Source organism: Lelliottia sp. 489, from assembly GCF_050435885.1.
GTDB classification, from domain to species: domain Bacteria; phylum Pseudomonadota; class Gammaproteobacteria; order Enterobacterales; family Enterobacteriaceae; genus Enterobacter; species Enterobacter nimipressuralis.
The window spans coordinates 171634-198251 of the sequence record NZ_JBNDLC010000004.1; the positions used below are offsets into that span (position 1 = coordinate 171634).

Below are 26618 nucleotides of genomic sequence, written 5' to 3' on the forward strand. Positions count from 1 at the left end.
GTTGAATTTAATTATCGACCTAACCATTTTAGGCTAACTGACTGAAGAGAGATGGAAAACCAGAAGACTCTGAAGTGGAACGAAGAGGCGTTTGTTGTAGGCGGGTAAGCGAAACGCCACCCGCCAGAGGCTTGCGCGAACAAAAACGTGCCGGGTGGCAGCTTCGCCTTACCCGGCCTGCAATACTGTTACTTGTTAATCTGCGCGTGCATTTCCTGCACCGAAATCACTTTCTCGGTGGCATCCGCGTTCAGCGCCATGGCTGTCGCGAAACCGCCGTTCAGGGTGGTGTCGTAATGCACTTTGTACTGCAGCGCGCTGCGGCGAATCAGCTTGGAGTCTTCAATCGCCTGACGACCTGCGGTGGTGTTGATGATGTAGGTGTACTCGCCATTCTTGATACGGTCCTGAATGTGCGGACGACCTTCATGCACCTTGTTGACCAGACGCGGGTTGATACCAGCTTCACCCAGCACGATAGCCGTACCGTGGGTGGCATCCAGTTCAAAGCCCTGTTTCAGCAGTTTCGCTGCCAGGTCTACTACACGTTCTTTATCCCCTTCACGCACGGAGAGCAGCGCGCGGCCCTGCTTTCTCATGGTTGAGCTGCTGCCCAGCTGCGCTTTAGCGAAGGCTTCTGCGAAGGTGCGGCCTACGCCCATGACTTCACCGGTGGAGCGCATTTCTGGCCCTAACAGCGGGTCAACGCCCGGGAATTTGTTGAACGGCAGCACCACCTCTTTCACCGAGTAGTACGGTGGGATGATCTCTTTGGTGACGCCCTGCTGGGTCAGCGTCTGGCCCGCCATCACGCGCGCCGCCACTTTCGCCAGCGGGATACCGGTGGCTTTGGAGACGAACGGTACGGTACGCGCCGCACGCGGGTTAACTTCAATCAGATAGACTTCGTTATCTTTCACCGCGAACTGGACGTTCATCAAACCGCGTACCTGCAGCTCGAAGGCCAGCTTCTGCACCTGCTGGCGCATGACATCCTGAATTTCCTGACTCAGGGTGTAGGCTGGCAGAGAACATGCGGAGTCACCGGAGTGTACGCCTGCCTGTTCGATGTGCTCCATGATGCCACCAATCAGCACCATTTCGCCGTCGCAGATGGCATCCACGTCCACTTCTACCGCGTCGTCGAGGAAGCGGTCGAGCAGCACTGGCGCATCGTTAGAGACGCTCACTGCCGTCTGGAAGTAGCGACGCAGGTCGGCTTCGTCGTAGACGATTTCCATCGCACGGCCGCCCAGCACGTAGGACGGGCGCACCACCAGCGGATAACCAATCTCTTTCGCTTTCTCAACAGCCATCTCAATCGCAGTGACGGTGGCGTTGGCCGGTTGTTTCAGCTTCAGACGGTCAACCGCCTGCTGGAAACGCTCGCGGTCTTCTGCGCGGTCAATCGCATCCGGGCTGGTGCCGATAACCGGTACACCTGCCGCTTCCAGCGCGCGCGCCAGTTTCAGCGGGGTCTGGCCGCCGTACTGTACGATAACGCCCTTCGGCTTCTCGATGCGCACGATTTCCAGCACGTCTTCCAGGGTCACCGGCTCGAAATAGAGGCGGTCAGAGGTGTCGTAGTCGGTCGATACCGTTTCCGGGTTACAGTTGACCATGATGGTCTCGTAACCGTCTTCACGCAGCGCCAGAGAGGCGTGTACGCAACAGTAGTCAAACTCAATGCCCTGGCCGATACGGTTTGGACCGCCGCCCAGCACCATAATTTTGTCGCGGTCTACGGACGGATTCGCTTCGCACTCGTCTTCATAAGTGGAGTACATGTAGGCGGTGTCAGTTGCGAACTCAGCGGCGCAGGTGTCCACGCGTTTGTAGACCGGGTGCAGGTTGTACTGGTCACGCAGCTTGCGGATTTCGGATTCACGCACGCCCGCCAGTTTAGCCAGACGCGCATCGGCAAAGCCTTTACGCTTCAGCATACGCAGGAAGTCCGCGTCGAGACCGGTGATGCCCATCTCAGCCACTTTCTCTTCCAGACGCACCAGCTCTTCAATTTGCACCAGGAACCAACGGTCGATGTTGGTCAGGTTGAAGACGCCATCCACGGAGAGGCCCGCGCGGAACGCATCGGCGATGTACCAGATACGCTCAGCGCCTGCGTCTTTCAGTTCGCGACGAATTTTGGTCAGCGCTTCCGGGTCATCGAGGCTCACTTTCGGGTCGAAGCCCATTGCGCCCACTTCCAGGCCACGCAGCGCTTTCTGCAGAGATTCCTGCTGAGTGCGGCCAATCGCCATCACTTCGCCGACGGATTTCATCTGGGTCGTCAGACGGTCGTTTGCGCCCGCGAATTTCTCGAAGTTAAAGCGAGGAATTTTGGTCACAACATAGTCGATAGACGGCTCAAACGACGCAGGAGTGCGGCCACCGGTGATGTCATTCATCAGCTCGTCGAGGGTGTAACCTACCGCCAGTTTCGCCGCCACTTTCGCAATCGGGAAGCCGGTCGCTTTCGATGCCAGCGCCGAGGAGCGTGAAACGCGCGGGTTCATTTCGATAACAATCAGGCGACCGTTTTTCGGGTTCACGGAGAACTGCACGTTAGAACCGCCGGTTTCGACGCCGATTTCACGCAGTACCGCCATCGAGGCGTTACGCATGATTTGATACTCTTTGTCGGTCAGCGTCTGGGCTGGCGCGACGGTGATGGAGTCACCGGTGTGGATGCCCATCGCATCGAAGTTTTCGATAGAGCAGACGATGATGCAGTTGTCGTTTTTATCACGCACCACTTCCATCTCGTACTCTTTCCAGCCAATCAGCGACTCATCAATCAGCAGCTCTTTGGTTGGGGACAGATCCAGACCGCGTTCGCAAATCTCTTCGAACTCTTCGCGGTTGTAAGCGATACCGCCACCGGTGCCGCCCATGGTGAAGGACGGACGGATAATGCACGGATAGCCCACGTCAGCGGCAACCGCCAGCGCTTCTTCCATGGTGTGTGCGATGCCGGAGCGCGCGGTGTCGAGGCCGATTTTTTTCATCGCCACGTCGAAACGGCGGCGGTCTTCGGCTTTATCAATCGCGTCGGCGGTGGCACCAATCATGGTCACACCGAATTCCGCCAGCACGCCCTGACGTTCCAGTTCCAGCGCGCAGTTAAGTGCTGTCTGGCCGCCCATGGTTGGCAGTACGGCGTCCGGACGCTCTTTTTCGATGATTTTGCGCACCACTTCCCAGTGAATCGGCTCGATGTAGGTCGCATCGGCCATTTCCGGGTCGGTCATGATGGTGGCTGGGTTAGAGTTCACCAGGATTACGCGGTAACCCTCTTCGCGCAGGGCTTTACACGCCTGTGCGCCGGAGTAGTCGAATTCGCAGGCCTGGCCGATGACAATCGGGCCAGCGCCAAGGATCAGGATGCTTTTTATATCTGTACGTTTTGGCATGGTGTTCTCGGCTCCTGATTATTTAGCGGTCTGACGGTATTGCTCGATAAGTTCGATGAAGTGATCGAACAGCGGCGCGGCATCGTGCGGGCCTGGGCTGGCTTCCGGGTGCCCCTGGAAGCTGAACGCCGGTTTGTCGGTGCGATGGATACCCTGCAGGGTATGGTCGAACAGCGACTTGTGGGTGACGCGCAGGTTGGCGGGCATTGACGCCTCATCCACCGCAAAACCGTGGTTTTGCGCGGTAATCATCACCGTGTTGTTGTCGATATCTTTCACCGGGTGGTTTCCACCGTGGTGGCCGAACTTCATCTTGATGGTTTTCGCACCGCTCGCCAGCGCCAGCAGCTGATGGCCGAGGCAGATGCCAAATACCGGAATATCGGTTTCGAGGAAGCGTTTAATCGCTTCAATCGCGTAATCACACGGTGCCGGGTCACCCGGGCCGTTGGAGAGGAAGATGCCATCCGGGTTCATCGCCAGCACGTCTTCGGCCGGGGTTTTCGCCGGAACGACTGTCAGGCGGCAGCCGCGATCCACCAGCATGCGCAGGATGTTGCGCTTCGCGCCGTAGTCGTAAGCCACCACGTGGAACGGCAGCTCGTCTTCTTTTTTGGCTTCTGGCAGTTCACCTGCCAGCGTCCAGCTCCCCTGGGTCCAGCTGTAGGCTTCCGCTGTGGTCACTTCTTTCGCCAGATCCATTCCGTTCAGGCCAGGGAAGGCTTTCGCTTTTTCCTGCGCCAGTGCCGCATCCAGGTTGTCGCCTGCGATGATGCAGCCGTTCTGTGCGCCCTTCTCGCGCAGCAAACGGGTCAACTTACGGGTATCGATATCGGCAATCGCCACGATGTTGTGACGCTTCAGGTAAGAAGAGAGGTCTTCAGTATTGCGGTAGTTGCTGGCAATCAGCGGCAGGTCGCGAATAATCAGACCTTGCGCGTGAACCTGAGAGGATTCTGCATCGGCTTCGTTGGTGCCGACATTACCAATATGAGGATAAGTAAGGGTGACGATTTGGCGGGAATAGGAAGGATCAGTGAGGATTTCTTGATAACCGGTCATTGAAGTATTGAAAACGACTTCCCCAACCGCCGAACCTGTTGCCCCTATGGCCCGACCGATAAACTGGGTTCCGTCTTCCAGAACCAATAGCGCTGACTTAATCAAAACACCCTCCAGAGAATATTCACTCACTTTATCTGCATATTAATTCACAACGGCGTTATGAATCAATGCAAATTTGTTTCCCGCGGATTTTCGGCAAACGGCGGCATTCTGGGGATTTAGAGGGGTAAAGTCAACTCAAAATGGCTTTTTTGTTTATTATTTTACGCGGCTTTGGCGTTTAACGGAGTTTAAGCCATAAAAAGATCAACAAAATCACGTTAGAAAACGTTTGTACGCTGAGTTTAGTGATATTTGATGAGGTAGCACAACAAAAACCAGACCAAATGGTCAAAATTTACAGTGCGATAACACAATAAAGAGAGATAACTGTAACTTTACTCAAAAATATTACGGAATCAATTTCAAACAGGCAAAATAAAAGGGCAATAAAATATTGCCCTGTGCAATCAATCAATTAAGACTGCAATAACCACATCACGATGGGTAATAACACTTATAAATCGTTAAGATTAAGCACATCTCGCATGTCAAAAAGACCATTATCTAAATTTTTGAGCCACAATGCCGAGCGCACAGCGCCGTTGGCAAAGGTCATGCGGCTGGATGCTTTATGAGTAATCTCCACGCGCTCACCGATATCGGCGAAGATCGCCGTATGTTCGCCGACGATATCCCCCGCTCGCACCGTAGCAAACCCAATCGTGCCCGGAACACGCTCGCCCGTATGCCCTTCGCGAGAATAGACCGCGCATTCCTTAAAATCCTTATGAAGTGCATAAGCAATCGCTTCGCCCATCGCCAGCGCCGTACCGGATGGCGCATCCACTTTGTGGCGGTGGTGCGCTTCGATAATTTCGATATCCGTGTAGTCGCCCATCACTTTCGCGGCTTTCTCCAGCAGCTTGAGCATGACGTTCACGCCCACGCTAAAGTTAGCGGCGAAGACAATCGCAATCTCCTGGGAAGCGTCTTTGATCGCCTGTTTGCCCGCGTCGTCAAAACCGGTGGTGCCGATGACCATTCCTTTACCGTGCTGACGGCAAAAGGCCAGATGGTGCAGCGTCCCTTCCGGGCGCGTGAAATCGATGAACACGTCAAAATCGTCTTTCACCGCATCCAGACTGCTTTGCACGATTACGCCCGTCTTGCCCACACCCGCCAGTTCACCCGCGTCCGTTCCAAGAAGCGAGGAGCCGTCGCGCTCCAGCGCCGCGCCAAGCGCAACGCCGTCTAACTGCAGCGCTGCCTGAATTAACTGACGGCCCATACGGCCACCCGCGCCCGCTATCGCGACACGCACCTGTGCATCATGCATAGTTATTCTCTTACGTTAAAAGTATGTAAATCGTTTTCAGATTAACCAGCCTGTGACGAAGCCGCTATCTTAAAACGCCGATAATTAGAATTTTATGATAAACAGGCGGCAGTATCAGTAAAAGACATGAGGATCAGCGAAAACCGCATGATTCACGCAAAGGGTGGAACTGTCGGGTTCATCACAGGGAATCAGACAAAAAAATGCCGGTCTCTTTCGGGACCGGCATTTTCTAAACAGAGAGGATTATTCGACTTCTTTCGCGTCGATGCGCAGCTCTTTCGGCACTTCAAAGACGATATTCTCTTCGCGACCTTCCAGCGGCACCGCTTCGCCGCCACCCAGCTCCTGCAAACGCTTAATCACGTTTTGCACCAGAATATCCGGCGCGGAGGCACCGGCGGTCACGCCGACACAGGCTGCGTTTTTGACCCACGCTTCCTGAATGTCCGTGGCGTCATCAATCAGAAACGCGGTTTTCCCCATACGCTGCGCCAATTCGGCCAGACGGTTGGAGTTGGAAGAGTTTTTGGAACCAACCACCAGCACCACATCCGCCTGCTCGGCCAGCGCGCGCACCGCTTCCTGACGATTAGTGGTGGCGTAGCAGATGTCATCTTTGCGCGGCCCGACAATTTTTGGGAACCGACTGCGCAGGGCATCGATCACATCAGAGGTGTCGTCTACCGAGAGCGTCGTCTGGGTCATGAACGACAGGCGCGCTTCGTTTTTCACTTCCAGCGACAGCACATCGTCCGGCGACTCAACCAGGTACATTCCCCCTTCCGTGTTGCTGTACTGGCCCATCGTGCCTTCCACTTCTGGATGGCCGGCGTGGCCAATCAGAATCGACTCTTCACCACGACGGCTGGCGCGGGCGACTTCCATATGCACTTTGGTCACCAACGGACAGGTGGCGTCGAAGACCGTCAGGTCCCGGCTTTTCGCTTCGTTACGCACCGCCTGCGAGACGCCGTGCGCCGAGAAGATCAGGATCGCGCCGTCAGGCACTTCACTGATCTGCTCGATAAAGATTGCGCCGCGCTCGCGCAGGCTGTCTACCACATAGCGGTTGTGGACCACTTCGTGACGGACATAAATCGGCGCGCCGTAAATTTCCAGCGCGTTTTCAACAATGCTGATAGCGCGGTCTACTCCGGCACAAAAACCGCGCGGGTTAGCCAACAGGATCTGCATTTACTTCCTCCAGCGCCGGGTCGATCTCCAGCACTTCAACATCAAAATGGACGGTACGCCCGGCCAGCGGATGGTTGAAATCAACGGTGATGGAATCGCCATTAATTTCACGGATCACGCCAGGCATTTCGCTGCCGTCCATAGCGGTAAAGAGCATAATCGCGCCGATTTCCGGCTCGCCCGCGTCCATGAATTCACGGCGCGAGAAATACTGGATCAGATCCGGGGTTGGCACGCCAAACGCCGCATCAGGCTCGAGAGAGAAGGCTTTTTTCTCACCCTCTTTCAGCCCAAGCAACTGCTGCTCCAGACCTTCCGAAAGAGAGGTGTCACCCAGGCGGAACAGCGCAGGTTTGCCGTTATTGCGGGTCGATTCCGCAGTGGAACCGTCGTCCAGTTTCAGCGTGAAATGGACCAGCACCGCGCTATTGCTCTGTATGGATTTTGACATGCCGATTTGCTCGCTTGTTTTGCCTCAACGGTTTGCCCGGTGGCGCCTGGCTTCCGAGCTTACGCGAGGCACATATTCTATAGGCCGGGTCACACCCGGCCTTTACATTTACGCCTGCTCTTTCGCTGCGGGTTTAGGCAAGAAACCTTCCAGCACAATCAACGCGGCGCCGATGCAAATTGCGCTATCGGCCAGGTTGAAGGTGGCGAAGTGCCAGTTACCGACGTAGAAGTCGATCATATCGACCACAAAGCCGTGCCACAGACGGTCAAACAGGTTGCCCAGCGCACCGCCAATGATCAGCGCGTAGGCGATGTTGGTCAGCTTCTGCGTCGCTTTTGAGCGATACATCAGCACCGCGAGGATCACGCAGATACCGACAGCGATACCCGCGAAGAACCAGCGCTGCCAACCTCCGCTGTCAGCGAGGAAGCTGAACGCCGCGCCGTAGTTGCGCGCGTAATGCAGATTTAGTGACGGGAACAGCAGAACCGTATCCCCCAGAGCAAAGTTCTGGAGGATCAGGAATTTGCTGCCCAGATCAATAATCAGTACGACGACGACCAGCCACAGCCAGCGCAGTCCTGTTGCACAGGGACATTTACTCATCAGGCAAACTTACGTTTTTCGCCATCACCGGCGATGTTGCTGACACAGCGTCCACAGATATCTGCGTGTTCCGCCACCTGGCCAATATCGTTGGTGTAATGCCAGCAGCGCGGACATTTCTCACCTTCGGCTTTGCTCAGCGCCACTTTCAGCCCTTTGAGCAGCTCGCTCTGCTGGGCATCGGCAGTCGCCTGTGCATAATCGGCAACGCTGGCACCTGAGGTCAACAGGACAAATCGCAATTCATCGCCCAGCGCCGTCAGTTTCGCCGCCAGCTCAGGTTCTGCGTACAGGGTCACTGCCGCTTCCAGAGAACCACCGACTTTCTTGTCAGCACGCGCCTGTTCGATAACCTTGTTCACTTCGCCACGCACTTTCAGCAGCTCGTCCCAGAAGGTATCGTTCATGGCTTCAGTCTCAGCCAGACCAAACAGGCCGGTGTACCATTCGCCGGTGAAGACGTACTTCTCGCGGTCGCCTGGCAGGTAGCCCCAGATTTCGTCTGCGGTGAAGGACATGATCGGTGCCATCCAGCGAACCAGCGCTTCTGCGATGTGATACAGCGCAGTCTGGCAGCTGCGACGCGCCACGCTGTCTGCTTTAGCGGTGTACTGGCGGTCTTTAATGATGTCGAGGTAGAACGAGCCCATCTCGATGGAGCAGAAACGCATCAGGCGCTGCACCACTTCGTGGAAATCGTAAGACTCGTAGGCTTTCAGGATATCGTCCTGCGCCGCTTGCGCGCAGCCCACAGCCCAACGATCCAGCACGACCATCTCTTCCGGTTTCACCATGTCTTTGACCGGGTCGAAACCGTTCAGGTTAGCGAGCAGGAAGCGCGCGGTGTTACGGATACGACGATAGCTGTCGGCAGCACGTTTGAGGATCTCATCGGAAACCGCCATTTCGCCGGTGTAGTCCGTAGAGGCCACCCACAGACGCAGAATGTCCGCGCCCAGTTTGTTCATCACATCCTGCGGAGAAACGGTATTACCGATGGATTTGGACATCTTGCGTCCCTGACCATCCACAGTAAAGCCGTGCGTCAGAACCTGACGGTATGGCGCTTGACCTTTCATCGCGGTGGAGATCATCAGAGAAGACATGAACCAGCCGCGGTGTTGGTCAGAACCTTCCAGATACATATCCGCCGCATGGCCATAGAACTCAGGGCGCACATCCACTACAGAAGAGTGGGTAGAGCCGGAGTCGAACCATACGTCGAGGGTGTCTGGTACTTTCTCGTAGTTGGCCGCGTCGTCGCCCAGGATCTCCTTCGAGTCCAGATCCCACCACGCCTGGATGCCATCCACTTCAACGCGTTTGGCGACTTCTTCCATCAGCTCCAGCGAGCGAGGGTGCAGCTCCTGCGTCTCTTTGTGAACGAACAGGGACATCGGTACGCCCCAGGTACGCTGACGGGAGATACACCAGTCAGGACGGTTCGCGACCATGGATTCGATACGCGCCTGGCCCCAGTCCGGGATCCACTGCACGCCTTTGATCTCTTTCAGAGACTGCTCGCGCAGGCCTTTCTGATCCATGCTGATGAACCATTGCGGGGTCGCACGGAAGATGATTGGCGACTTGTGACGCCAGCAGCACGGATAGCTGTGCTGCATCTTCTCAACGTGCAGCAGAGCACCGCTGGTGCGCAGCATGTCGACAATGATGTCGTTCGCTTTAAAGACGTTGATACCGTCCAGCGCCGGGTAGGTGCCTGGCAGGTATGCGCCGTCCGGCCCGACCGGGTTGGCGATTTCCAGACCGTATTTCAGGCTGATGTTGTAGTCATCCGGGCCGTGGCCACCGGCGGTGTGTACCGCACCGGTACCAGCGTCCAGCGTAACGTGATCGCCAAGAATGGCCGGCACGTCGAAATCGAGGAACGGGTGTTTGAAGCGCATCAGCTCAAGCTCAGCGCCGTTCACGGTGCCCAGCACGGTGTATTCGCTGATGTTTGCGCGTTTCAGGACGCTTTCAACCAGATCTTTGGCCAGAATCACCGCCTGGCCTTCAACCTGTACCAGCGCGTAATCAAAGTCCGCAGACAGCGAGATCGCACGGTTCGCAGGCAGGGTCCACGGGGTAGTGGTCCAGATAACCAGGGAAATTGGGCCGTTGACGGAGGTCACGCCGAATTTCGCTTTCACCGCGTCCTGATCTACCGCGTGGAACGCCACGTCGATAGACGGAGAGGTTTTGTCGTAATATTCCACTTCCGCTTCTGCCAGCGCAGAACGGCAGTCAACGCACCAGTGCACAGGCTTCGCGCCTTTATGCAGATGGCCGTTACCGATGATTTTACCCAGAGCGCGAATGATGTTGGCTTCAGTTTTGAAGTCCATCGTCAGGTATGGACGAGACCAGTCGCCCAGCACGCCCAGACGAATGAAGTCTTTACGCTGACCATCAACCTGCGCGGCCGCGTATTCGCGGCATTTTGCACGGAACTCGGCGGCGGTGAATTTCTCACCCGGCTTGCCGTATTCCTGCTCCACTTTCAGCTCGATCGGCAGACCATGGCAGTCCCAGCCCGGAACGTAAGGCGAGTCAAAACCGGTGAGTCCTTTGGACTTCACGATAATGTCTTTCAGAATCTTGTTTACAGAGTGACCAATATGAATGCTGCCATTCGCATATGGAGGGCCATCATGCAGAATGAAGGTTTTTTTGCCTTTTTTGGCTGCACGGATGATGCCGTACAGGTCATCATCGGTCCAACGCGCCAGCATTCCCGGTTCACGCTTGGCGAGATCGCCGCGCATCGGGAACCCTGTTTCCGGCAAATTCAGGGTTGATTTATAGTCACTCATCAGATTCTCGGTTCCGTATTTAAAACTCGTTCAGGCATTAAGCCGGGTTCGATAGCCCAAAAAATTCGCGGGCCGTTAACTCATCACGCGCAATTTGTGCTTTCAGCTCATCGAGCGAAGCAAATCGCTGCTCATTGCGTATTTTTTTACGCAGGATTACATCTATATGGCGACCGTAAAGGTCCATTACAACGTCAAGCAGATGCACTTCGAGCTGCTGACGCACACCTGCTACCGTTGGACGGGTGCCGATATTGGCCACGCCCGGCAACGGTTTATCACCCAGTCCGGTGACTTCTACCGCATACACCCCTTTTACCGGGGAAACCTGACGACGCAGCGGGACGTTCGCCGTCGGGAAACCTATTGTGCGACCGAGTTCATCGCCATGCACGACCCGCCCGGAAATGGCAAACGGATGCCCTAACAGGTTCTCCGCCACGTCCAGCTGATCGTCGGCTAAGGCCATACGCACTGCCGTGCTGCTCACGCGCACGCCACCTTCGCAGAAGGTCATGGTGCTGGTGACATCAAAGCCATACTCCAGACCCGCCTTCTGTAATAACAAGAAATCGCCCTGACGACCAGCGCCGAAGCGGAAATCATCGCCCACGGCGAGAAACTGCACGCCCAGACGTTTTACCAGCAGATCGCCGACAAAATTTTGCGCCGTCAGTGCCGCAAAACGTCGGTCGAAGCGCACGCATAGTACGTAGTCCACGCCGCATTCTGCCAGATAGCGCAATTTTTCACGCAGGCGAGTTAAACGCGCGGGCGCTTTATCACCGGCAAACAGCTCCAGCGGCTGCGGTTCGAAAATCATCACCACGACCGGCAGCCCACGGGCCTCGCCCTCTTTACGCAATCCCTGCAACAGCGCCTGATGCCCACGATGCACGCCGTCGAAATTACCAATGGTCAGTACGCACCCGTGCGGGGCGTGACTGAGATTATGTATGCCGCGTATCAGCTTCATGACAGGCTCAAAACAGTGAAAATCGCCCGAGTATACCTTGTACAGCGGTTAAGGTTAACCGGCGATTGTTGCCTCAAATCAGAAAGCCGTAATGATTTCATGATGCTTAGCTTTCGGAGGGAAAAAATCTGCCCGTTACTGCGTTTTTTTACATCGAAAGACTGTATTCAGCTGAGACAAGCTGGTAGAATCCTGCGCCATCACTACGTAACGTAGCGTCGCCATTCAACGGCGCTTATTTGCACAAATCCATTGACAAAAGAAGGTATAGAGGGCATATTCCTCGGCCTTTGAATTGTCCACATAGATCATATTTGGGAGTTGGACTTGGCTAATATCAAATCAGCTAAGAAACGTGCTATTCAGTCTGAAAAGGCTCGTAAGCACAATGCAAGCCGTCGCTCTATGATGCGTACTTTCATCAAGAAAGTATACGCAGCAATCGAAGCTGGCGACAAAGCTGCAGCGCAGAACGCATTTAACGAAATGCAACCAATCGTGGATCGTCAGGCTGCTAAAGGTCTGATCCACAAAAACAAAGCAGCGCGTCATAAAGCAAACCTGACCGCGCAGATCAGCAAACTGGCTTAATCGCCACTTGTTGTTGCTTGTTATAAAGAACCCGCTTAATGCGGGTTTTTTTATTGACTCATTTTGACGCTGGCGGCGTAAAGAGCGCCGAGTAGTCGCGGTTACAGATACGCTGCACCGCCGGATGCTGAATCATCCTTTCGGCAAAAATCGCGTGATACTCTTCCATCACGTTGTCCACCCGCCCAATCTCTGTGACCCTGTCATCGGTGTACAGATCATGTGCGTAAAGCGTTGGGGCGACGAAGATCGCGTTATGCGCTTCGCCAAAGGCTTTCATGAGCGCCGCATCATCAAACTCTCCCAGAATCTCTACCTTCAGACCCTGCGAGTTAAACCAGTTCAGCAGCTTGCGGCCTAACATCGAACGTCGTCCCGGCACGAGCAGGCGTCGCTCCTCAAGGCAGGCGGGAAACGGTTTATCTGGCGGCGGATTGATGCACCAGAAGCTCACACCGCATTCGCCAATCTTGACCGAGAACAGCCCTTCCTGTTGGGTAGAGTCGATCGGGCAGTCCGAGATGATGATGTCCAGCTTATGCTGGCTCAGCTGCTCCAGCAGCATCTCGTGCGTCGATTCAAAGCAGCGCAGATGGATCTGCTCATCTTCCACCACCGCCGCGTCCAGCACGCCGCTCACCAGCCGTTTAGACAGCGCATCCGCAACGCCCACATCAAACAGCAGGTTTGACTCTTTGCGGTAGTTCACGATATCGAGCATCTCCTGGCTCAGGGTGAACATCTTATCCGCGTAGCGAAAAACCAGTTCACCCAGTTCGCTCGGCTCAATACCACGACCCTTACGCTTAAACAGCTTCCCCTGCAGGCGTTCTTCAAGTGCCTTTATCTGACCGGTAATGGTCTGGGGCGTCAGATAGAGCGCCTCTGCTGCGCCGACCACTGAGCCTTCTTTGTAGACGTGCCAGAAATAGTACAGATGGTTGTAATTGATGTGAGACATAGCATTTCGCTCCCTGAGACTATTGTCAGGAGAGGGCCTCTGCCCTCCCCCTTTTAACTGTTAGGCCGGTTGCACCTGTCCGGACAGCTTCACTTTCAACAGTGTGTATCCCGTGAACGCGGCCAGTAACGAGCCGATCAAGATCCCGAGTTTTGCCCACACGATGAGCTGAGGGTCATATGACGCAAAGGCCAGGGTCGAGATGAAAATCGACATCGTGAAGCCGATTCCGCACAGCACGCCGACCGCCGCGATTTGCCGGAAGGTCGTCCCCTGCGGCAATGACGCGAACTTCAGCTTAAGAGCCAGCCAGCAGAACAGGCCGATCCCCAGCGGCTTACCGATAAACAGGCCAGCGACGATGCCCATCGGCAGCATAGACGTCAGGCCGCTCAGGGTGACGCCCTGCAGCGACACACCCGCATTCGCGAATGCAAACAGCGGCAGGATCATAAAGGCGACCCAGGGATGCAGGACATGCTCCAGCTGTTTGGCCGGGGATTTGCCCTTCTCATCCGCTTTCAGCGGCACAAAGAAGCCGATGATAACGCCCGCCAGCGTCGCATGAACGCCCGATTTCAGTACCGCGGTCCACAGCACCACGCCCACCAGAATGTAGATCCCGGTTCGGCGCACGTTAAACAAATTCAGCAGCGCCAGCACAGCGATAGCGCCCGCCGCCACGCTCAGAGATAACACCGACAGCTCGCTGGTATAGAACAGAGCGATAATCACGATCGCGCCCAGGTCATCGATAATCGCCAGCGCCATCAGGAAAATCTTTAACGCCACCGGCACGCGGCTGCCCAGCAGCGCCAGCACGCCCAGCGCAAAAGCAATATCCGTTGCCGCCGGAATCGCCCAACCATGGCGAGCGACCGGGTCATGGTAGTTAAACACCAGATAGAGCAGCGCAGGCACCACCATACCGCCCAACGCAGCAATAACCGGGAAAGCTGCCCGCTGACGACTGTTAAGCGACCCAAGAACCAGCTCACGCTTAACCTCCAGGCCCACCAGCAGGAAGAACACGGCCATCAGCGCGTCGTTAATCCACAGCAGCATGTTCTTGTTGATCTCTAATGCACCCACGCGCAGCTCAACGGGCGTGTCCAGAAATGCACGGTACAGGCCCTGAGTCGCATCCATATTCGCCAACACCATGGCGGCAAGTGCAGCGATAATCAAAATTACGCCGCCGGACGCCTCATTGCTGAAGAATCGTTGTAAAAGTTTCACTTTAGTTCTCTCTCTAAGACCATACCTCGATAAAACCATAATACCAAGGCAAACAGCTCGAAAAAATCAGATTAATGTTGCGGATATACTCGGTTTTGCCGAGTCATTCGCCACCAAAAGAAAAAGCCCGGAATCGCTTCCGGGCTTTGAAAAATTCACACTCGCTAAGGGATTAGCGGGTCAAATCATCGAAGAATTTTTTCACGCCATCGAAGAAGCTTTTGGAACGCGGGCTGTTATTCTCGCCCGTTGGACCGCCGAAGCTTTCCTGCAACTCTTTCAACAGCTGTTTCTGTTTGTCGTTCAGACCGACCGGCGTTTCGACGACCACACGACACAGCAGGTCACCCTGCGCACCGCCGCGAACGGATTTCACGCCTTTGCCGCGCATGCGGAACAGCTTGCCAGTCTGGGTTTCGCCCGGAACCTTCAGGTTCACGCGCCCGTCGAGCGTAGGCACTTCGATTTCGCCGCCCAGCGCCGCCATCGCGAAGTTGATCGGCACTTCACAGTACAGGTTGTTGCCTTCACGCTCAAAGATGGCGTGCTGCTTCACCTGAACCTGAACGTACAGATCGCCTGCGGGTGCGCCGTGCTCGCCTGCTTCGCCTTCACCGGACAGACGAATACGATCGCCCGTATCCACCCCTGCCGGAATTTTGACGGAGAGGGTTTTGGTCTTCTCAACGCGACCGTGACCGTGACATTTGTTGCACGGATCTTTAATCAGCGTACCGCGACCATGACAGTGCGGACAGGCCTGCTGTACCGCGAAGAAGCCCTGGCGAATCTGTACCTGACCGGAGCCGTGACAGGTTGGACAGGTCTGCGGCTTGGTACCCGCTTTCGCGCCGCTGCCGTGGCAGATATCACACTCTTCCAGCGTCGGAATGCGAATCTCTTTCGTGACACCGCGTACGGCCTCTTCCAGCGTAAGATCCATGTTGTAGCGCAGATCCGCGCCGCGCGCTGCGCGCTGACGACCACGGCCACCGCCGAAGATATCACCGAAAACATCGCCAAAGATATCGCCGAAATCAGCACCACCGCCACCAAAGCCACCGCCGTATCCGCCGCCGCCCATGCCGCCTTGTTCAAACGCCGCATGACCGTACTGATCGTAGGCTGCACGTTTCTGAGCGTCGGTCAGGATTTCATACGCTTCTTTGATCTCTTTAAATTTGGCTTCGGCCTCTTTGTCACCCTGGTTACGGTCCGGGTGAAATTTCATGGCCAGGCGCTTGTACGCCTTTTTGATTTCACGCTCTTCCGCGGTTTTCGGAACGCCTAAAATCTCGTAGTAGTCTTGCTTTGCCATTGGTTTTTTCAGCCCCTTAACATGCGAGCACGGGCGGAGAGGAAACCTCTACGCCCGTGCCGATTAATTACCCTGCATCAGGGCGATTATTTTTTGTCTTTTACTTCTTCGAACTCAGCGTCGACAACGTCGTCGTCTTTCGCGTTGTTCGCGGAAGCACCAGCTTCAGCGCCAGCCTGCTGCTGTGCGTGCTGTTGCTGAGCAATTTCCATCAGCTTCTGGGACGCCTGCGCCAGCTCCTGCATTTTCGCTTCGATGTCCGCTTTGTCTTCGCCTTTCAGGGAAGTTTCCAGCGCGCTCAGTGCAGCTTCGATAGCGGTTTTGTCATCAGCTGGCAGCTGATCGCCTGCCTCTTCAACCTGCTTACGAGTGCTGTGCAGCAGATGGTCACCCTGGTTACGGGTCTGAACCAGCTCTTCGAATTTACGGTCAGATTCAGCATTTGCTTCTGCTTCACGAACCATTTTTTCGATCTCTTCTTCGTTCAGACCAGAAGAAGCCTTGATGGTGATCTTCTGCTCTTTACCGCTGTTTTTGTCTTTCGCGGAAACGTGCAGGATACCGTCAGCATCGATGTCGAAGGTGACTTCGATCTGTGGCATACCGCGCGGTGCCGGGCTGATACCGTCGAGGTTAAACTGGCCCAGATCTTTGTTATCCGCAGCACGTTTACGCTCACCCTGCAGCACATGGATGGTTACCGCAGACTGGTTGTCTTCAGCGGTAGAGAACACCTGGCTGTGCTTGGTCGGGATAGTGGTGTTTTTGCTGATCAGCGCAGTCATCACGCCGCCCATGGTTTCGATACCCAGCGACAGCGGGGTAACGTCCAGCAGCAGAACGTCTTTCACTTCGCCGGTCAGTACGCCGCCCTGAACCGCTGCACCGATTGCCACAGCTTCGTCCGGGTTAACGTCTTTACGCGGCTCTTTACCAAAGAATTCAGCAACTTTCTTCTGAACCATTGGCATACGAGTCTGACCACCTACCAGGATAACGTCCTGAATGTCAGAGACAGACAGACCAGCATCCTGCAGAGCAACTTTCAGCGGCTCGATGGAACGGTTGACCAGGTCTTCGACCAGGCTTTCCAGTTTCGCGCGAGTCACTTTGATGTTCATGTGTTTTGGACCAGACGCATCTGCAGTGATGTACGGCAGGTTCACGTCGGTCTGCTGCGCAGAAGACAGCTCAATTTTGGCTTTTTCTGCGGCTTCTTTCAGGCGCTGCATGGCCAGCGGATCGTTACGCAGGTCAATGCCCTGATCTTTCTTAAATTCGTCAACGAGGTAGTTGATCATACGGCTGTCGAAGTCTTCACCACCCAGGTGGGTATCACCGTTGGTTGCCAGAACTTCGAAGGTTTTTTCGCCGTCAACTTCGTCGATTTCGATAATAGAGATATCGAAAGTACCACCACCGAGGTCGTAAACCGCGATAGTACGGTTGCCGACTTCTTTATCCAGACCGTAAGCCAGTGCAGCTGCGGTTGGTTCGTTGATGATACGTTTGACTTCCAGACCTGCGATACGACCGGCATCTTTGGTTGCCTGACGCTGAGCATCGTTAAAGTAAGCAGGTACAGTGATAACCGCTTCAGTTACCGGTTCACCCAGGTAATCTTCAGCCGTTTTCTTCATTTTCTTCAGCACTTCAGCAGAGATCTGCGGTGGTGCCATTTTCTGGCCCTTCACGTCGATCCATGCATCACCGTTGTCAGCACCGATAATTTTGTACGGCATGATGGCTTCATCACGCTGAACTTCTTCGTCCTGGAAGCGACGGCCAATCAGGCGTTTAATCGCAAACAGAGTGTTTTGCGGGTTAGTCACGGCCTGACGTTTAGCCGGCTGGCCAACCAGAGTTTCACCATCCTGGGTATAAGCAATGATAGAAGGCGTGGTGCGATCGCCCTCGGCGTTCTCCAGCACACGTGCAGTAGTGCCGTCCATAATCGCTACACAAGAGTTGGTAGTACCCAGGTCGATACCAATAATTTTACCCATCTAAACGTCTCCACTAAAAATTTGTTCATCATGTGGTTGTGAATCTGTAATAAGGGCGAAACGTGCGGTTTCAACTGCCCAGATTTGATTTTTTTCAGCTTCACTCACTGCGGTTGACTACAAGATGGGGTCGTAACGGCATCCATCAAGGGGGAAGGATAAAAAATTTTTTAATTTCACCCTGCTCAGATCATAGACGCCGAGAGTCGCGGTGATTATTATGCCGCGCCACGCCTGGGAGAGTGGGCGTGGTAAAACCATTTCACCATACTAATGATGATTTTTTGAGGACTTATGGGCAACACTAAGTTGGCTAATCCGGCTCCGCTGGGCCTGATGGGTTTCGGCATGACCACTATTCTGCTGAACCTGCATAACATCGGCTTATTCCCGATGGACAATGTTATCCTGGCGATGGGCATTTTTTACGGCGGTATCGCGCAAATCTTCGCGGGCCTGCTGGAGTATAAAAAAGGCAACACCTTCGGTTTAACCGCATTCACCTCTTACGGTTCTTTCTGGCTGACGCTGGTCGCCATTCTGGTTATGCCGCAAATGGGCTTTGATGCATCAAACGGCCACTTCCTGGGCGTATACCTGGGTCTGTGGGGCGTGTTCACCCTGTTCATGTTCTTCGGTACGCTGGTTGCTAACCGCGTGCTGCAGTTCGTCTTCCTGAGCCTGACCGTGCTGTTCGCCCTGCTGGCGATTGGCCATCTGGCGGAAAACGAAAGCATCGTTCACGTTGCTGGCTGGGTAGGTCTGGTCTGTGGCGCAAGCGCAATTTACCTGGCAATGGGTGAAGTGCTGAACGAGCAGTTTGGTCGCACCGTTCTGCCGATTGGTGAAAAACACTAATCCCCCTTCGTGCCCGCCTCGCGGGCACGAATCTCCTGCCTTAATTCTTCTGATTGATACCTCGTTCATGCGCTTTATGGGACACTGTGGCTCCCTCTTTTTATCAAGACGCTCGCTATGATGGCTTACGATCCGTCTCGTACTGACTGGCTGCAACGCTGGGCCGCGCTACTCCTCACCGGGATTCTGGCCGGGCTGGGCGGCATGCTGCTCGCCATGCTGCTGCATGAAGTTCAGCACCTCGTATACGGCTACAGCCAGACCATCCTCATCAGCCCGCAGTCATTTTTAGAGGGCGTGACGGATGCCAGCGCGCAGCGACGTTTTCTCGCCCTCACCGCTGCGGGTCTGGTAGCGGGTATCGGCTGGTGGTCGCTTGCACGCTATGCCAAAAAACGCATCAGCATTGGCGAGGCGATAAAAAACCCCGACAAACCAATGCCAGCCGTCACGACGCTCATTAACGCTCTGCTGCAAATTATCACCGTCGCGATGGGTTCGCCGCTTGGCCGCGAAGTCGCACCGCGCGAAGTGGGCGCACTGTTTGCCAGCGGCGTCGCCCGTCGTTTACACCTGAGTTCTGCGGATATCCAGCTGATGATTGCCTGCGGCGCCGGAGCCGGACTGGCGGCGGTCTATAACGTTCCTCTGGCCGGGGCCATATTTACTCTGGAAGTGCTGCTGGTCAGCTTCAGCTGGGAGAAAGCCATCGCCGCGCTGGTGACCTCGGCGCTGGCGGCGTGGATCGCCACATTAGGTCTTGGCGATGAGCATCAGTACCATTTCACCACCGAAATTGCCGCCACTTCGCTTGTTTTCTGGGGCGCGCTTTCTGGCCCGCTGTTTGGTGCGGCGGCGTTTCTGTTTCGTCGTGTGACGCAGCACGCACGCAGTAGGGTACGCAGTAACTGGCAAATGCCGGTCTTCAGCCTGATCGCCTTTACGGCCCTCGGCGCGTTATCCGTCTGGTTCCCGCAGTTGCCCGGCAATGGTAAAGGCCCGACGCAGCTTGCCCTCAACGGCGCTATTACGCTACAGCTCGCCACCGCGATCCTCGCTCTTAAAGTGGTGGTGATCTGGGCGGTACTGCGCGCCGGTGCTCAGGGTGGGTTACTGACGCCGGGCCTCGCCGTCGGGGGTCTGCTCGGTTCAGTGCTGTTTATCCTGATGGGGCGCTGGTTCCCCGGCACCGATATGGCGAGTTTTGCTCTGACGGGTGCGGCCGGTTTTCTCGCGGCCTCCCTGCAAATGCCACTGACCGCCATCGTGCTGATCATGGAATCCACCCGCATGGACCACAGCTTCCTGGTGCCGGTAGCCCTCTGCGTGACGGGCGCATACATGACCTGCCGCCGTCTGGAAGGTTGATTTTTGCGCACAACAGAAACCACGGTTAAACAAGTTGCGCTATTCACATCATTTTAATTGATAAGCATTATCATCCCGAATATTGTCACCGGGAGCATCCCGGATATTGGATATCAGGCAGCATCAAGGACAGGAACGTTTCGGGATAAACTACGATTCTGCTTTTGTTGCATAAGGTAAGCCAATGAGTTCCCCTCTTGTCGCCAGCGTGAAGCCTGACGGGTCAGCGGTGGCGTCACAGTACCGAAAAGTCGTGATGCGTCGCTTTATCGTTGCGGGTGTAATCCTGCTCATGATCATCTTCTCGCTGCTGCTCGATTTTACCCTCGGCCCTTCCGGGATTTCCGTCTCAACCCTGTGGCACACGCTGTTTGATGCCGCCTCGGCCGATGCGGGCACGCGGGTGATTGTCTGGGATTTACGTCTGCCCTTCGCGCTGATGGCGGTGGTGGTTGGCATGGCGCTGGGTCTCGCGGGCGCAGAGATGCAAACCATCCTGAACAATCCCCTCGCCAGCCCGTTTACGCTGGGTGTCTCTTCCGCCGCCTCTTTTGGCGCGGCGCTGGCAATTATTCTCGGGCTGGGAATCCCCGGTATTCCCGATCAATGGTTTATCTCCGCCAACGCCTTTGTCTTTGCGCTAATGGCCTGCTTCGTGCTCGACGGCATCAGCCGCTGGACGCGCGTCGCCACTTCCGGCGTGGTGCTGTTTGGCATCGCGCTGGTCTTCACCTTTAACGCGCTGATCTCCATTCTGCAATTTGTCGCCAGCGAAGATACCCTCCAGGGGCTGGTGTTCTGGACGATGGGCAGCCTGGCCCGCGCGTCGTGGGATAAGCTCGCGATTCTGGTGGTAGTGCTGCTGGTTGTCGTTCCCCTGTCGCTGAAAAATGCCTGGAAGCTCACGGCTCTGCGCCTCGGGGAAGATAGGGCAGTCAGTTTTGGCATTAACGTGCGCAAACTGCGGCTGGCGACGCTCCTGCGCATCAGCATTATTTCGGCGCTGACGGTGGCCTTTGTCGGGCCGGTCGGTTTTATCGGTCTGGTCGCGCCGCATATCTCACGTATGATGTTTGGCGAAGACCACCGGTTTTATCTGCCGGGAAGTATGCTGATCGGCGCGCTGGTGCTCTCCCTCGCCTCGGTGCTCTCCAAAAATATCGTTCCCGGCGTCATCATTCCGGTCGGCATCGTCACCTCGCTGGTCGGCGTGCCTTTCTTCCTGAGCATTATTATTCGCCATCGGGGGACGCTGTAATGGATGGCTTGATCGTCACCGACCTGCACACCGGCTATCGCAAAAAGAAAATCATCGACGGGCTGAATACGCCCCTGCTGCCGCGCGGGAAAATTACCGCGCTGCTTGGGCCAAACGGTTCGGGGAAATCGACGCTGTTGCGGGCACTGGCCGATCTGAATCCGGCGCAAGGCACGCTGGAGCTGAATGGCGAAGATCTGATGACATTACCTTCCGCCCAGCGGGCACAGAAGGTGGTCTATCTGCCGCAGTCGCTCCCGGCGGGAGTGCATCTGCATGCGCTGGAGTCAGTGATCGTCGCGCGACGCGCCAGCGGCTTTTACGCCGACGGCAACGCAGAGCAGGAAGCGTTCGATATCCTGCAAAAACTCGGCGTCGCCCATCTGGCAATGAGCTATCTCGACCAGCTCTCCGGCGGGCAGAAACAGCTCATTGGCCTTGCGCAGTCGCTGATCCGCCAGCCCGACCTCCTGCTTTTGGATGAACCGCTGAGCGCCCTCGATCTCAACTACCAGTTTCACGTCATGGATATCGTCGCCCGCGAAACGCGGCTGCGCAATATCGTGACGGTGGTGGTTATCCACGACATCAACATCGCCCTGCGCCACGCCGAATACGCCGTGATGCTCAAAGAGGGTGCCCTGGTCGCCAGCGGAATTCCGGGTGAAGTGGTCACCCCCGCAAATCTGGCAACGGTCTACGGAGTGAGGGGCCGGGTGGAATATTGTTCGCAAGGACTGCCGCACGTGGTGGTCGATGGTTTAACCGCATAACAAGCATCATGAGACGGGGAAGTAAGACGATGAAGAAGATGATATTCGCCGCGGTACTGCTGCTCTCGCCGCTGCTGGCGATGGCCCAGAACTGGCCGGTGACCGTAAAAGACAGGGATAACCGCACGGTCACCATTCCTAAGGAGCCGCAGCGCATTATTTTGCAGGATGGCCGCGATATCCTGGCGCTGGCGATTCTCGAGCGGGACGATCCCTTCGCCAAAGTCGTGGCGTGGAACAACCTGCCGAAGAAACAGGACACTGAAACCTGGAACGTGCTGAAGCGTAAATGGCCGGAAGCCGAGAAGATCCTTGATATGCAATTCTCGGATCAGGGGAATGTCGATCTGGAGACGGTGATTTCGCGCCATCCGGATCTGATGATTGCCCAGCTGCGCGCGAAACCTTCGCTGACGCAAAGCGGCGTGCTGACTCAGCTGGAAGCCCTGCACATTCCGGTGGTTTTCGTCGATTACGAACTGCATCCGGTGGAGAACACGCTGCCGAGTATTGATCTGCTGGGCAAGGTGTTAGGTCAGACGGAGCGCGCGCAGGCCTACATCGATTTCTACCAGCAGCGTCTGGATCGGATTCATCAGCGCCTGGCTACAGCAGAGAAAAAGCCGCTGGTGTTTATCGAACCGATCGCCGGAGTGGCTGGCCTGGATAACGGCTGTTGCTTTACCCACGCGCACAACGGCTGGGGCGGGCTGGTAGAGGCCGCAGGCGGCGTGAACATTGGCTCGCAGCTGCTGCCGGGCGCAACCGGAAATATCTCGGTGGAGAAAATTATCTCCCTGAACCCGGATTACTACCTGATGACCGGTTCAAAACGCTCGGGGAAAGGAACGGCGATTATACCGTTTGGCTACAACGTGCCGGAAAGCGATGTCGCCGCCGCGTTTAAGGCGCTGGTGTCGCGCCAGGGCGTGAGCAGCATTCCGGCCGTCGCGGAGGGCCGAACCGGCGCGCTGTACCATCACTTCTACAATAATCCGTATAACATCATCGCCATTGAAGCGTTGAGTAAACGCTTCTACCCAACGCTGTTCAATGATGTGGATCCGCTGGCGGATTATCACGAGCTGATCAAAAGCTTCACCCACATTCCGGATGACAACATCATCCTGAGTTTTACCCCTCGTTAGTCTGCGCGTGCGCCATCAGCTGATGGCGCTCACCGCGAAGCCAGATCCCAAGCCCCATTCCCATCAATGCCAGCGCCAGCACGTACCAGGCAGGCGCCATCGGCGACACGCCCATCAGCAGCGTGACGGCAATCGGCGTCAGGCCGCCGAAAATGGCGTACGAGACGTTGTACGAGAACGAAATCCCGGTGAAACGCACTTCTGCCGGGAAGGCGCGGACCATCACATAAGGCACCGCACCGACCACGCCGACGCATAGCCCCACGACGCCGTAGAGCAGGAACAGCTGTTCCGGATGTGCTCCCGCCAGATGATAGAACGCCCAGCTCGACCCGGCGAGCAACAGGCTGCCGACGATGAACGTCCGGCTGGCGCCAAAGCGGTCAGCCGCCAGACCGGCAATCAGACAGCCAAAGCAGAGCATGATGGTTGCAATGCTGTTGGCCTGCAGCGTCACCGCCGGGGCAAAGCCGTACTGTTTTTGCAGCCAGACCGGCGACATCAAAATCACCACCACAATCCCGGCAGACAGCAGCCAGGTGAGCAGCATGGAGATCACCACCGCTTTCTGATGGCGCACCACAACTGATTTCACCGGCAGTTCCTGCGCCAGCGCTTTACGCTGCTGCATTTCGAGGAAAATTGGCGTCTCCTGCAACCAGCGGCGCAGATACATCGCCACCAGGCCAAACGCGCCGCCCAGCAGGAATGGAATACGCCAGCCCCACTCATGCACGGCCTGGGTGGTCATGCTGGTGTTGATCAGGGTCGCCACCACCGAGCCGAGCAGAATCCCGACGGTCAGCCCGGCAGTTAAGGTTCCGCAGGCAATCCCGATGCGCCGCGCCGGAACGTGTTCAGCGACAAACACCCACGCCCCCGGCACTTCCCCGCCAATTGCCGCCCCCTGCAAAATGCGCATCAATAGCAGCAGCACCGGCGCCACGATGCCCATTGAGGCATAGGTCGGCAGCAGACCGATGGCCAGCGTCGGCACCGCCATCAGCAAAATGCTGAGGGTAAACATCTTTTTACGCCCGACCAGATCGCCAAAGTGGGCCATTATGATGCCGCCCAGCGGGCGCGCGAGATAGCCTGCGGCAAAAATGCCAAAAGTCTGTACCTGGCGCAGCCATTCCGGGATATCCGCCGGGAAGAAGAGTTCGCCCACAACGGCGGCAAAGAAGACGAAGATGATGAAATCGTAAAACTCCAGCGCGCCGCCAAGGGCCGCGAGCGTGAGCGTTTTGTAGTCCTGACGATTCAGAGGCCGGGTGTAATGTGACATAGCAAACCTTTACTGGCAGTGTTGATTTAATTTTACAGCAATCGTAAAGAAAAAATGACTATACCGTAAATGTATCACCACGCCATTGAGGCTGTAGCTTATGTCACAAACACACTAATTTCAGGAGATTGTTTCGCGTCGCGCGCTTTTAGGACGAAAAGCTGCTACCACTTGCGGATCGGTCTCAATGTAGGGGCCGTCCAGTAACTGTATACAATACGGTACACTGGCGAAAATCCCGGCCACCGCCACTTTCCCGTCTTCGGCTTTCACACCTTCAAGCGTCTCTTTGATCGACTTCGGCTGGCCCGGCAGATTGAGAATCAATGCCTGTTTGCGGATCACCCCTACCTGGCGCGAAAGAATCGCCGTTGGCACAAAATGCAGGCTGATCTGGCGCATCTGTTCACCGAAACCTGGCATCTCGCGATCGGCCACCGCCAGGGTCGCATCCGGCGTCACATCGCGGCGCGCAGGCCCGGTACCGCCGGTGGTCAGCACCAGATGGCAGCTCATTTCGTCCACCAGCTCGCACAAGGTTTGCTCGATGATCGGCTGTTCATCCGGGATTAAGCGGGTTTGCACTTCAAATGGGGTGGTCAGTGCGGCAGCTAGCCACTCTTCTAACGCCGGGATGCCTTTATCGGCATAAACGCCGCTGGAGGCGCGGTCAGAAATCGACACTAAGCCGATGCGTAAGGTATTCATATCCATTCCCTTCATAACAATACTGATTAAGGGGAATGATACACGCAGAGGGGAAAATCAGACAGGGGACGAAAGAAGTAACGTGGCCGGGAGAAGCTCCCGGCCATGAAAAATGATTACAGCAGATCGCCGATCATTTTTTCCAGTTTTTCCTGGTCAACAGCAAACTTACGGATACCGTCCGCCAGTTTGTCTACTGCCATTGGGTCCTGGTTGTGCTGCCACAGGAACTCGGACTCGGTGATACGCTCTGGACGCGCTTTCACTTCGCCGGTGTAGCTCAGTTTACGCTCCAGTGCGCCTTCGCTCTCTGCCAGCTCTTTCAGCAGCGCAGGGGCGATGGTCAGACGGTCGCAACCAGCCAGCTCGATGATTTCGCCGACGTTACGGAAGCTTGCGCCCATCACGACAGTCTCATAACCGTGCTGTTTGTAGTATTCGTAGATTTCAGTGACGGAAACCACGCCTGGATCTTCAGATGCTGCGTACTCTTTCTTGTCGGTGTTGGCTTTGTACCAGTCCAGAATACGGCCCACGAACGGAGAAATCAGGTACACGCCCGCTTCTGCACAAGCACGTGCCTGAGCGAAGGAGAAGAGCAGAGTCAGGTTACAGTTGATACCTTCTTTTTCCAGCTGCTCTGCAGCGCGGATGCCCTGCCAGGTAGAAGCCAGTTTAATCAGGATACGATCGTTGCTGATGCCCGCATCGTTATACAGTTTGATCAGGTGTTTGGCTTTCGCGATAGACGCTTCGGTGTCGTAGGACAGACGCGCGTCAACTTCGGTAGAGATACGACCCGGAACCAGTTTCAGGATTTCCAGACCGATGTTCACAGCCAGTTTGTCAGTTGCATCCACAACCTGCTGCGCACGATCGTTGCTCTGGCCTTTCGCCCAGGTGACAGCTTCGTCGATCAGTTTGCGGTACTCAGGGATCTGCGCGGCGTTAAGAATCAGAGAAGGGTTAGTTGTGGCATCCTGCGGCTGGTACAACTTCATTGCCGCGATATCTCCGGTGTCAGCTACGACAGTGGTGAACTGACGAAGGGAGGTCAATTTATCCGTCATGATAGTGTTTCTCTTTTAACGTGCCCTGGATAATTCACGCTACCGACAGCCTGCCAGCAGCGGAAAAATGACAGGTTTACTTGTTAGGGGGATGTAACCGGTCTGCCATGATGATAACACGACGGAA

General features: G+C 55.8%; 21 protein-coding genes and 1 pseudogene. 6 read left to right on the top strand and 16 right to left on the bottom strand.

Annotation, left to right across the window (positions count from 1 at the left end; translation table 11 throughout):
* Positions 1 to 188 precede the first annotated feature (188 nt).
* The 9 genes and pseudogenes from carB to ABIE11_RS14515 form a co-directional block, all read right to left on the bottom strand.
* The gene (carB, locus tag ABIE11_RS14475; RefSeq protein ID WP_100777685.1) at positions 189 to 3413 is read right to left on the bottom strand and encodes a carbamoyl-phosphate synthase large subunit; all 3225 of its coding nucleotides are present in this window, start codon (positions 3411 to 3413) and stop codon (positions 189 to 191) included.
* Between the two features lie 18 nt (positions 3414 to 3431).
* Positions 3432 to 4580: a glutamine-hydrolyzing carbamoyl-phosphate synthase small subunit gene (carA, locus tag ABIE11_RS14480; RefSeq protein WP_102104569.1), complete on the bottom strand. Its 1149-nt coding sequence runs from the start codon at positions 4578 to 4580 to the stop codon at positions 3432 to 3434.
* Between the two features lie 454 nt (positions 4581 to 5034).
* A complete protein-coding gene (gene dapB, locus ABIE11_RS14485) occupies positions 5035 to 5856 on the bottom strand; it encodes a 4-hydroxy-tetrahydrodipicolinate reductase (RefSeq protein WP_429184761.1) in 822 nt (273 codons plus the stop codon).
* 246 nt (positions 5857 to 6102) lie between these two features.
* On the bottom strand, positions 6103 to 7053 hold the full coding sequence (gene ispH / locus ABIE11_RS14490; RefSeq protein WP_429184762.1) for a 4-hydroxy-3-methylbut-2-enyl diphosphate reductase: 951 nt from the start codon (positions 7051 to 7053) through the stop codon (positions 6103 to 6105).
* Positions 7034 to 7504, bottom strand: a complete 471-nt coding sequence (gene fkpB / locus ABIE11_RS14495) for an FKBP-type peptidyl-prolyl cis-trans isomerase (protein WP_095280714.1) — start codon at positions 7502 to 7504, stop codon at positions 7034 to 7036. Before fkpB ends, ispH begins: the two co-directional genes overlap by 20 nt.
* Positions 7505 to 7612: 108 nt before the next feature.
* Entirely contained in the window at positions 7613 to 8113 is a 501-nt protein-coding gene (gene lspA, locus ABIE11_RS14500) for a signal peptidase II (protein ID WP_429184763.1), read from the bottom strand.
* Positions 8113 to 10929 carry an isoleucine--tRNA ligase gene (gene ileS / locus ABIE11_RS14505; protein WP_429184764.1) on the bottom strand — a complete coding sequence of 939 codons (2817 nt, stop codon included), beginning with the start codon at positions 10927 to 10929 and terminating at the stop codon, positions 8113 to 8115. Before ileS ends, lspA begins: the two co-directional genes overlap by 1 nt.
* Before the next feature lie 37 nt (positions 10930 to 10966).
* Entirely contained in the window at positions 10967 to 11905 is a 939-nt protein-coding gene (gene ribF, locus ABIE11_RS14510) for a bifunctional riboflavin kinase/FAD synthetase (protein ID WP_102104566.1), read from the bottom strand.
* 7 nt (positions 11906 to 11912) lie between these two features.
* Positions 11913 to 12134, bottom strand: a pseudogene (locus ABIE11_RS14515) (DUF2575 domain-containing protein).
* Positions 12135 to 12232: 98 nt separating this feature from the next.
* Between ABIE11_RS14515 and rpsT the strand changes: the two are divergent.
* Complete coding sequence (gene rpsT, locus ABIE11_RS14520) at positions 12233 to 12496, top strand: 30S ribosomal protein S20 (RefSeq protein ID WP_100777693.1); 264 nt, start codon at positions 12233 to 12235, stop codon at positions 12494 to 12496.
* Positions 12497 to 12554: 58 nt separating this feature from the next.
* Here rpsT and nhaR read toward each other — a convergent pair whose 3' ends face one another.
* The 4 genes from nhaR to dnaK all read right to left on the bottom strand — a co-directional run bounded on the left by nhaR (position 12555) and on the right by dnaK (position 18020).
* Entirely contained in the window at positions 12555 to 13457 is a 903-nt protein-coding gene (gene nhaR / locus ABIE11_RS14525) for a transcriptional activator NhaR (protein ID WP_100777694.1), read from the bottom strand.
* Positions 13458 to 13517: 60 nt separating this feature from the next.
* On the bottom strand, positions 13518 to 14696 hold the full coding sequence (nhaA, locus tag ABIE11_RS14530) for a Na+/H+ antiporter NhaA (RefSeq protein ID WP_100777695.1): 1179 nt from the start codon (positions 14694 to 14696) through the stop codon (positions 13518 to 13520).
* A 172-nt stretch (positions 14697 to 14868) separates the two neighbouring features.
* Positions 14869 to 16014, bottom strand: a complete 1146-nt coding sequence (gene dnaJ, locus ABIE11_RS14535) for a molecular chaperone DnaJ (RefSeq protein WP_102104565.1) — start codon at positions 16012 to 16014, stop codon at positions 14869 to 14871.
* An 86-nt stretch (positions 16015 to 16100) separates the two neighbouring features.
* Complete coding sequence (gene dnaK, locus ABIE11_RS14540; RefSeq protein ID WP_100777697.1) at positions 16101 to 18020, bottom strand: molecular chaperone DnaK; 1920 nt, start codon at positions 18018 to 18020, stop codon at positions 16101 to 16103.
* Positions 18021 to 18314: 294 nt separating this feature from the next.
* Here dnaK and satP point away from each other — a divergent pair, with 294 nt between their 5' ends.
* The 5 genes from satP (at position 18315) to ABIE11_RS14565 (ending at position 23425) form a co-directional block, all read left to right on the top strand.
* Positions 18315 to 18878 carry an acetate uptake transporter gene (satP, locus tag ABIE11_RS14545; protein WP_100777698.1) on the top strand — a complete coding sequence of 188 codons (564 nt, stop codon included), beginning with the start codon at positions 18315 to 18317 and terminating at the stop codon, positions 18876 to 18878.
* 117 nt (positions 18879 to 18995) lie between these two features.
* Positions 18996 to 20246 carry a chloride channel protein gene (locus ABIE11_RS14550; RefSeq protein ID WP_429184765.1) on the top strand — a complete coding sequence of 417 codons (1251 nt, stop codon included), beginning with the start codon at positions 18996 to 18998 and terminating at the stop codon, positions 20244 to 20246.
* Positions 20247 to 20502: 256 nt separating this feature from the next.
* Positions 20503 to 21504, top strand: a complete 1002-nt coding sequence (locus ABIE11_RS14555) for a FecCD family ABC transporter permease (RefSeq protein WP_369804796.1) — start codon at positions 20503 to 20505, stop codon at positions 21502 to 21504.
* Positions 21504 to 22277: an ABC transporter ATP-binding protein gene (locus ABIE11_RS14560; protein WP_102104562.1), complete on the top strand. Its 774-nt coding sequence runs from the start codon at positions 21504 to 21506 to the stop codon at positions 22275 to 22277. Before ABIE11_RS14555 ends, ABIE11_RS14560 begins: the two co-directional genes overlap by 1 nt.
* 29 nt (positions 22278 to 22306) lie before the next feature.
* Positions 22307 to 23425 carry an ABC transporter substrate-binding protein gene (locus ABIE11_RS14565; protein WP_429184766.1) on the top strand — a complete coding sequence of 373 codons (1119 nt, stop codon included), beginning with the start codon at positions 22307 to 22309 and terminating at the stop codon, positions 23423 to 23425.
* Here ABIE11_RS14565 and ABIE11_RS14570 read toward each other — a convergent pair.
* From ABIE11_RS14570 to tal, 3 genes are all read right to left on the bottom strand, one after another.
* A complete protein-coding gene (locus ABIE11_RS14570; RefSeq protein ID WP_100777703.1) occupies positions 23412 to 24713 on the bottom strand; it encodes an MFS transporter in 1302 nt (433 codons plus the stop codon). The genes ABIE11_RS14565 and ABIE11_RS14570 overlap by 14 nt on opposite strands.
* Positions 24714 to 24833: 120 nt before the next feature.
* Positions 24834 to 25421 (bottom strand): molybdopterin adenylyltransferase, encoded by a 588-nt coding sequence (gene mog / locus ABIE11_RS14575; RefSeq protein WP_248859636.1) that lies wholly within the window; start codon positions 25419 to 25421, stop codon positions 24834 to 24836.
* 116 nt (positions 25422 to 25537) lie between these two features.
* A complete protein-coding gene (gene tal / locus ABIE11_RS14580; protein WP_100777705.1) occupies positions 25538 to 26491 on the bottom strand; it encodes a transaldolase in 954 nt (317 codons plus the stop codon).
* Positions 26492 to 26618: the final 127 nt, after the last annotated feature.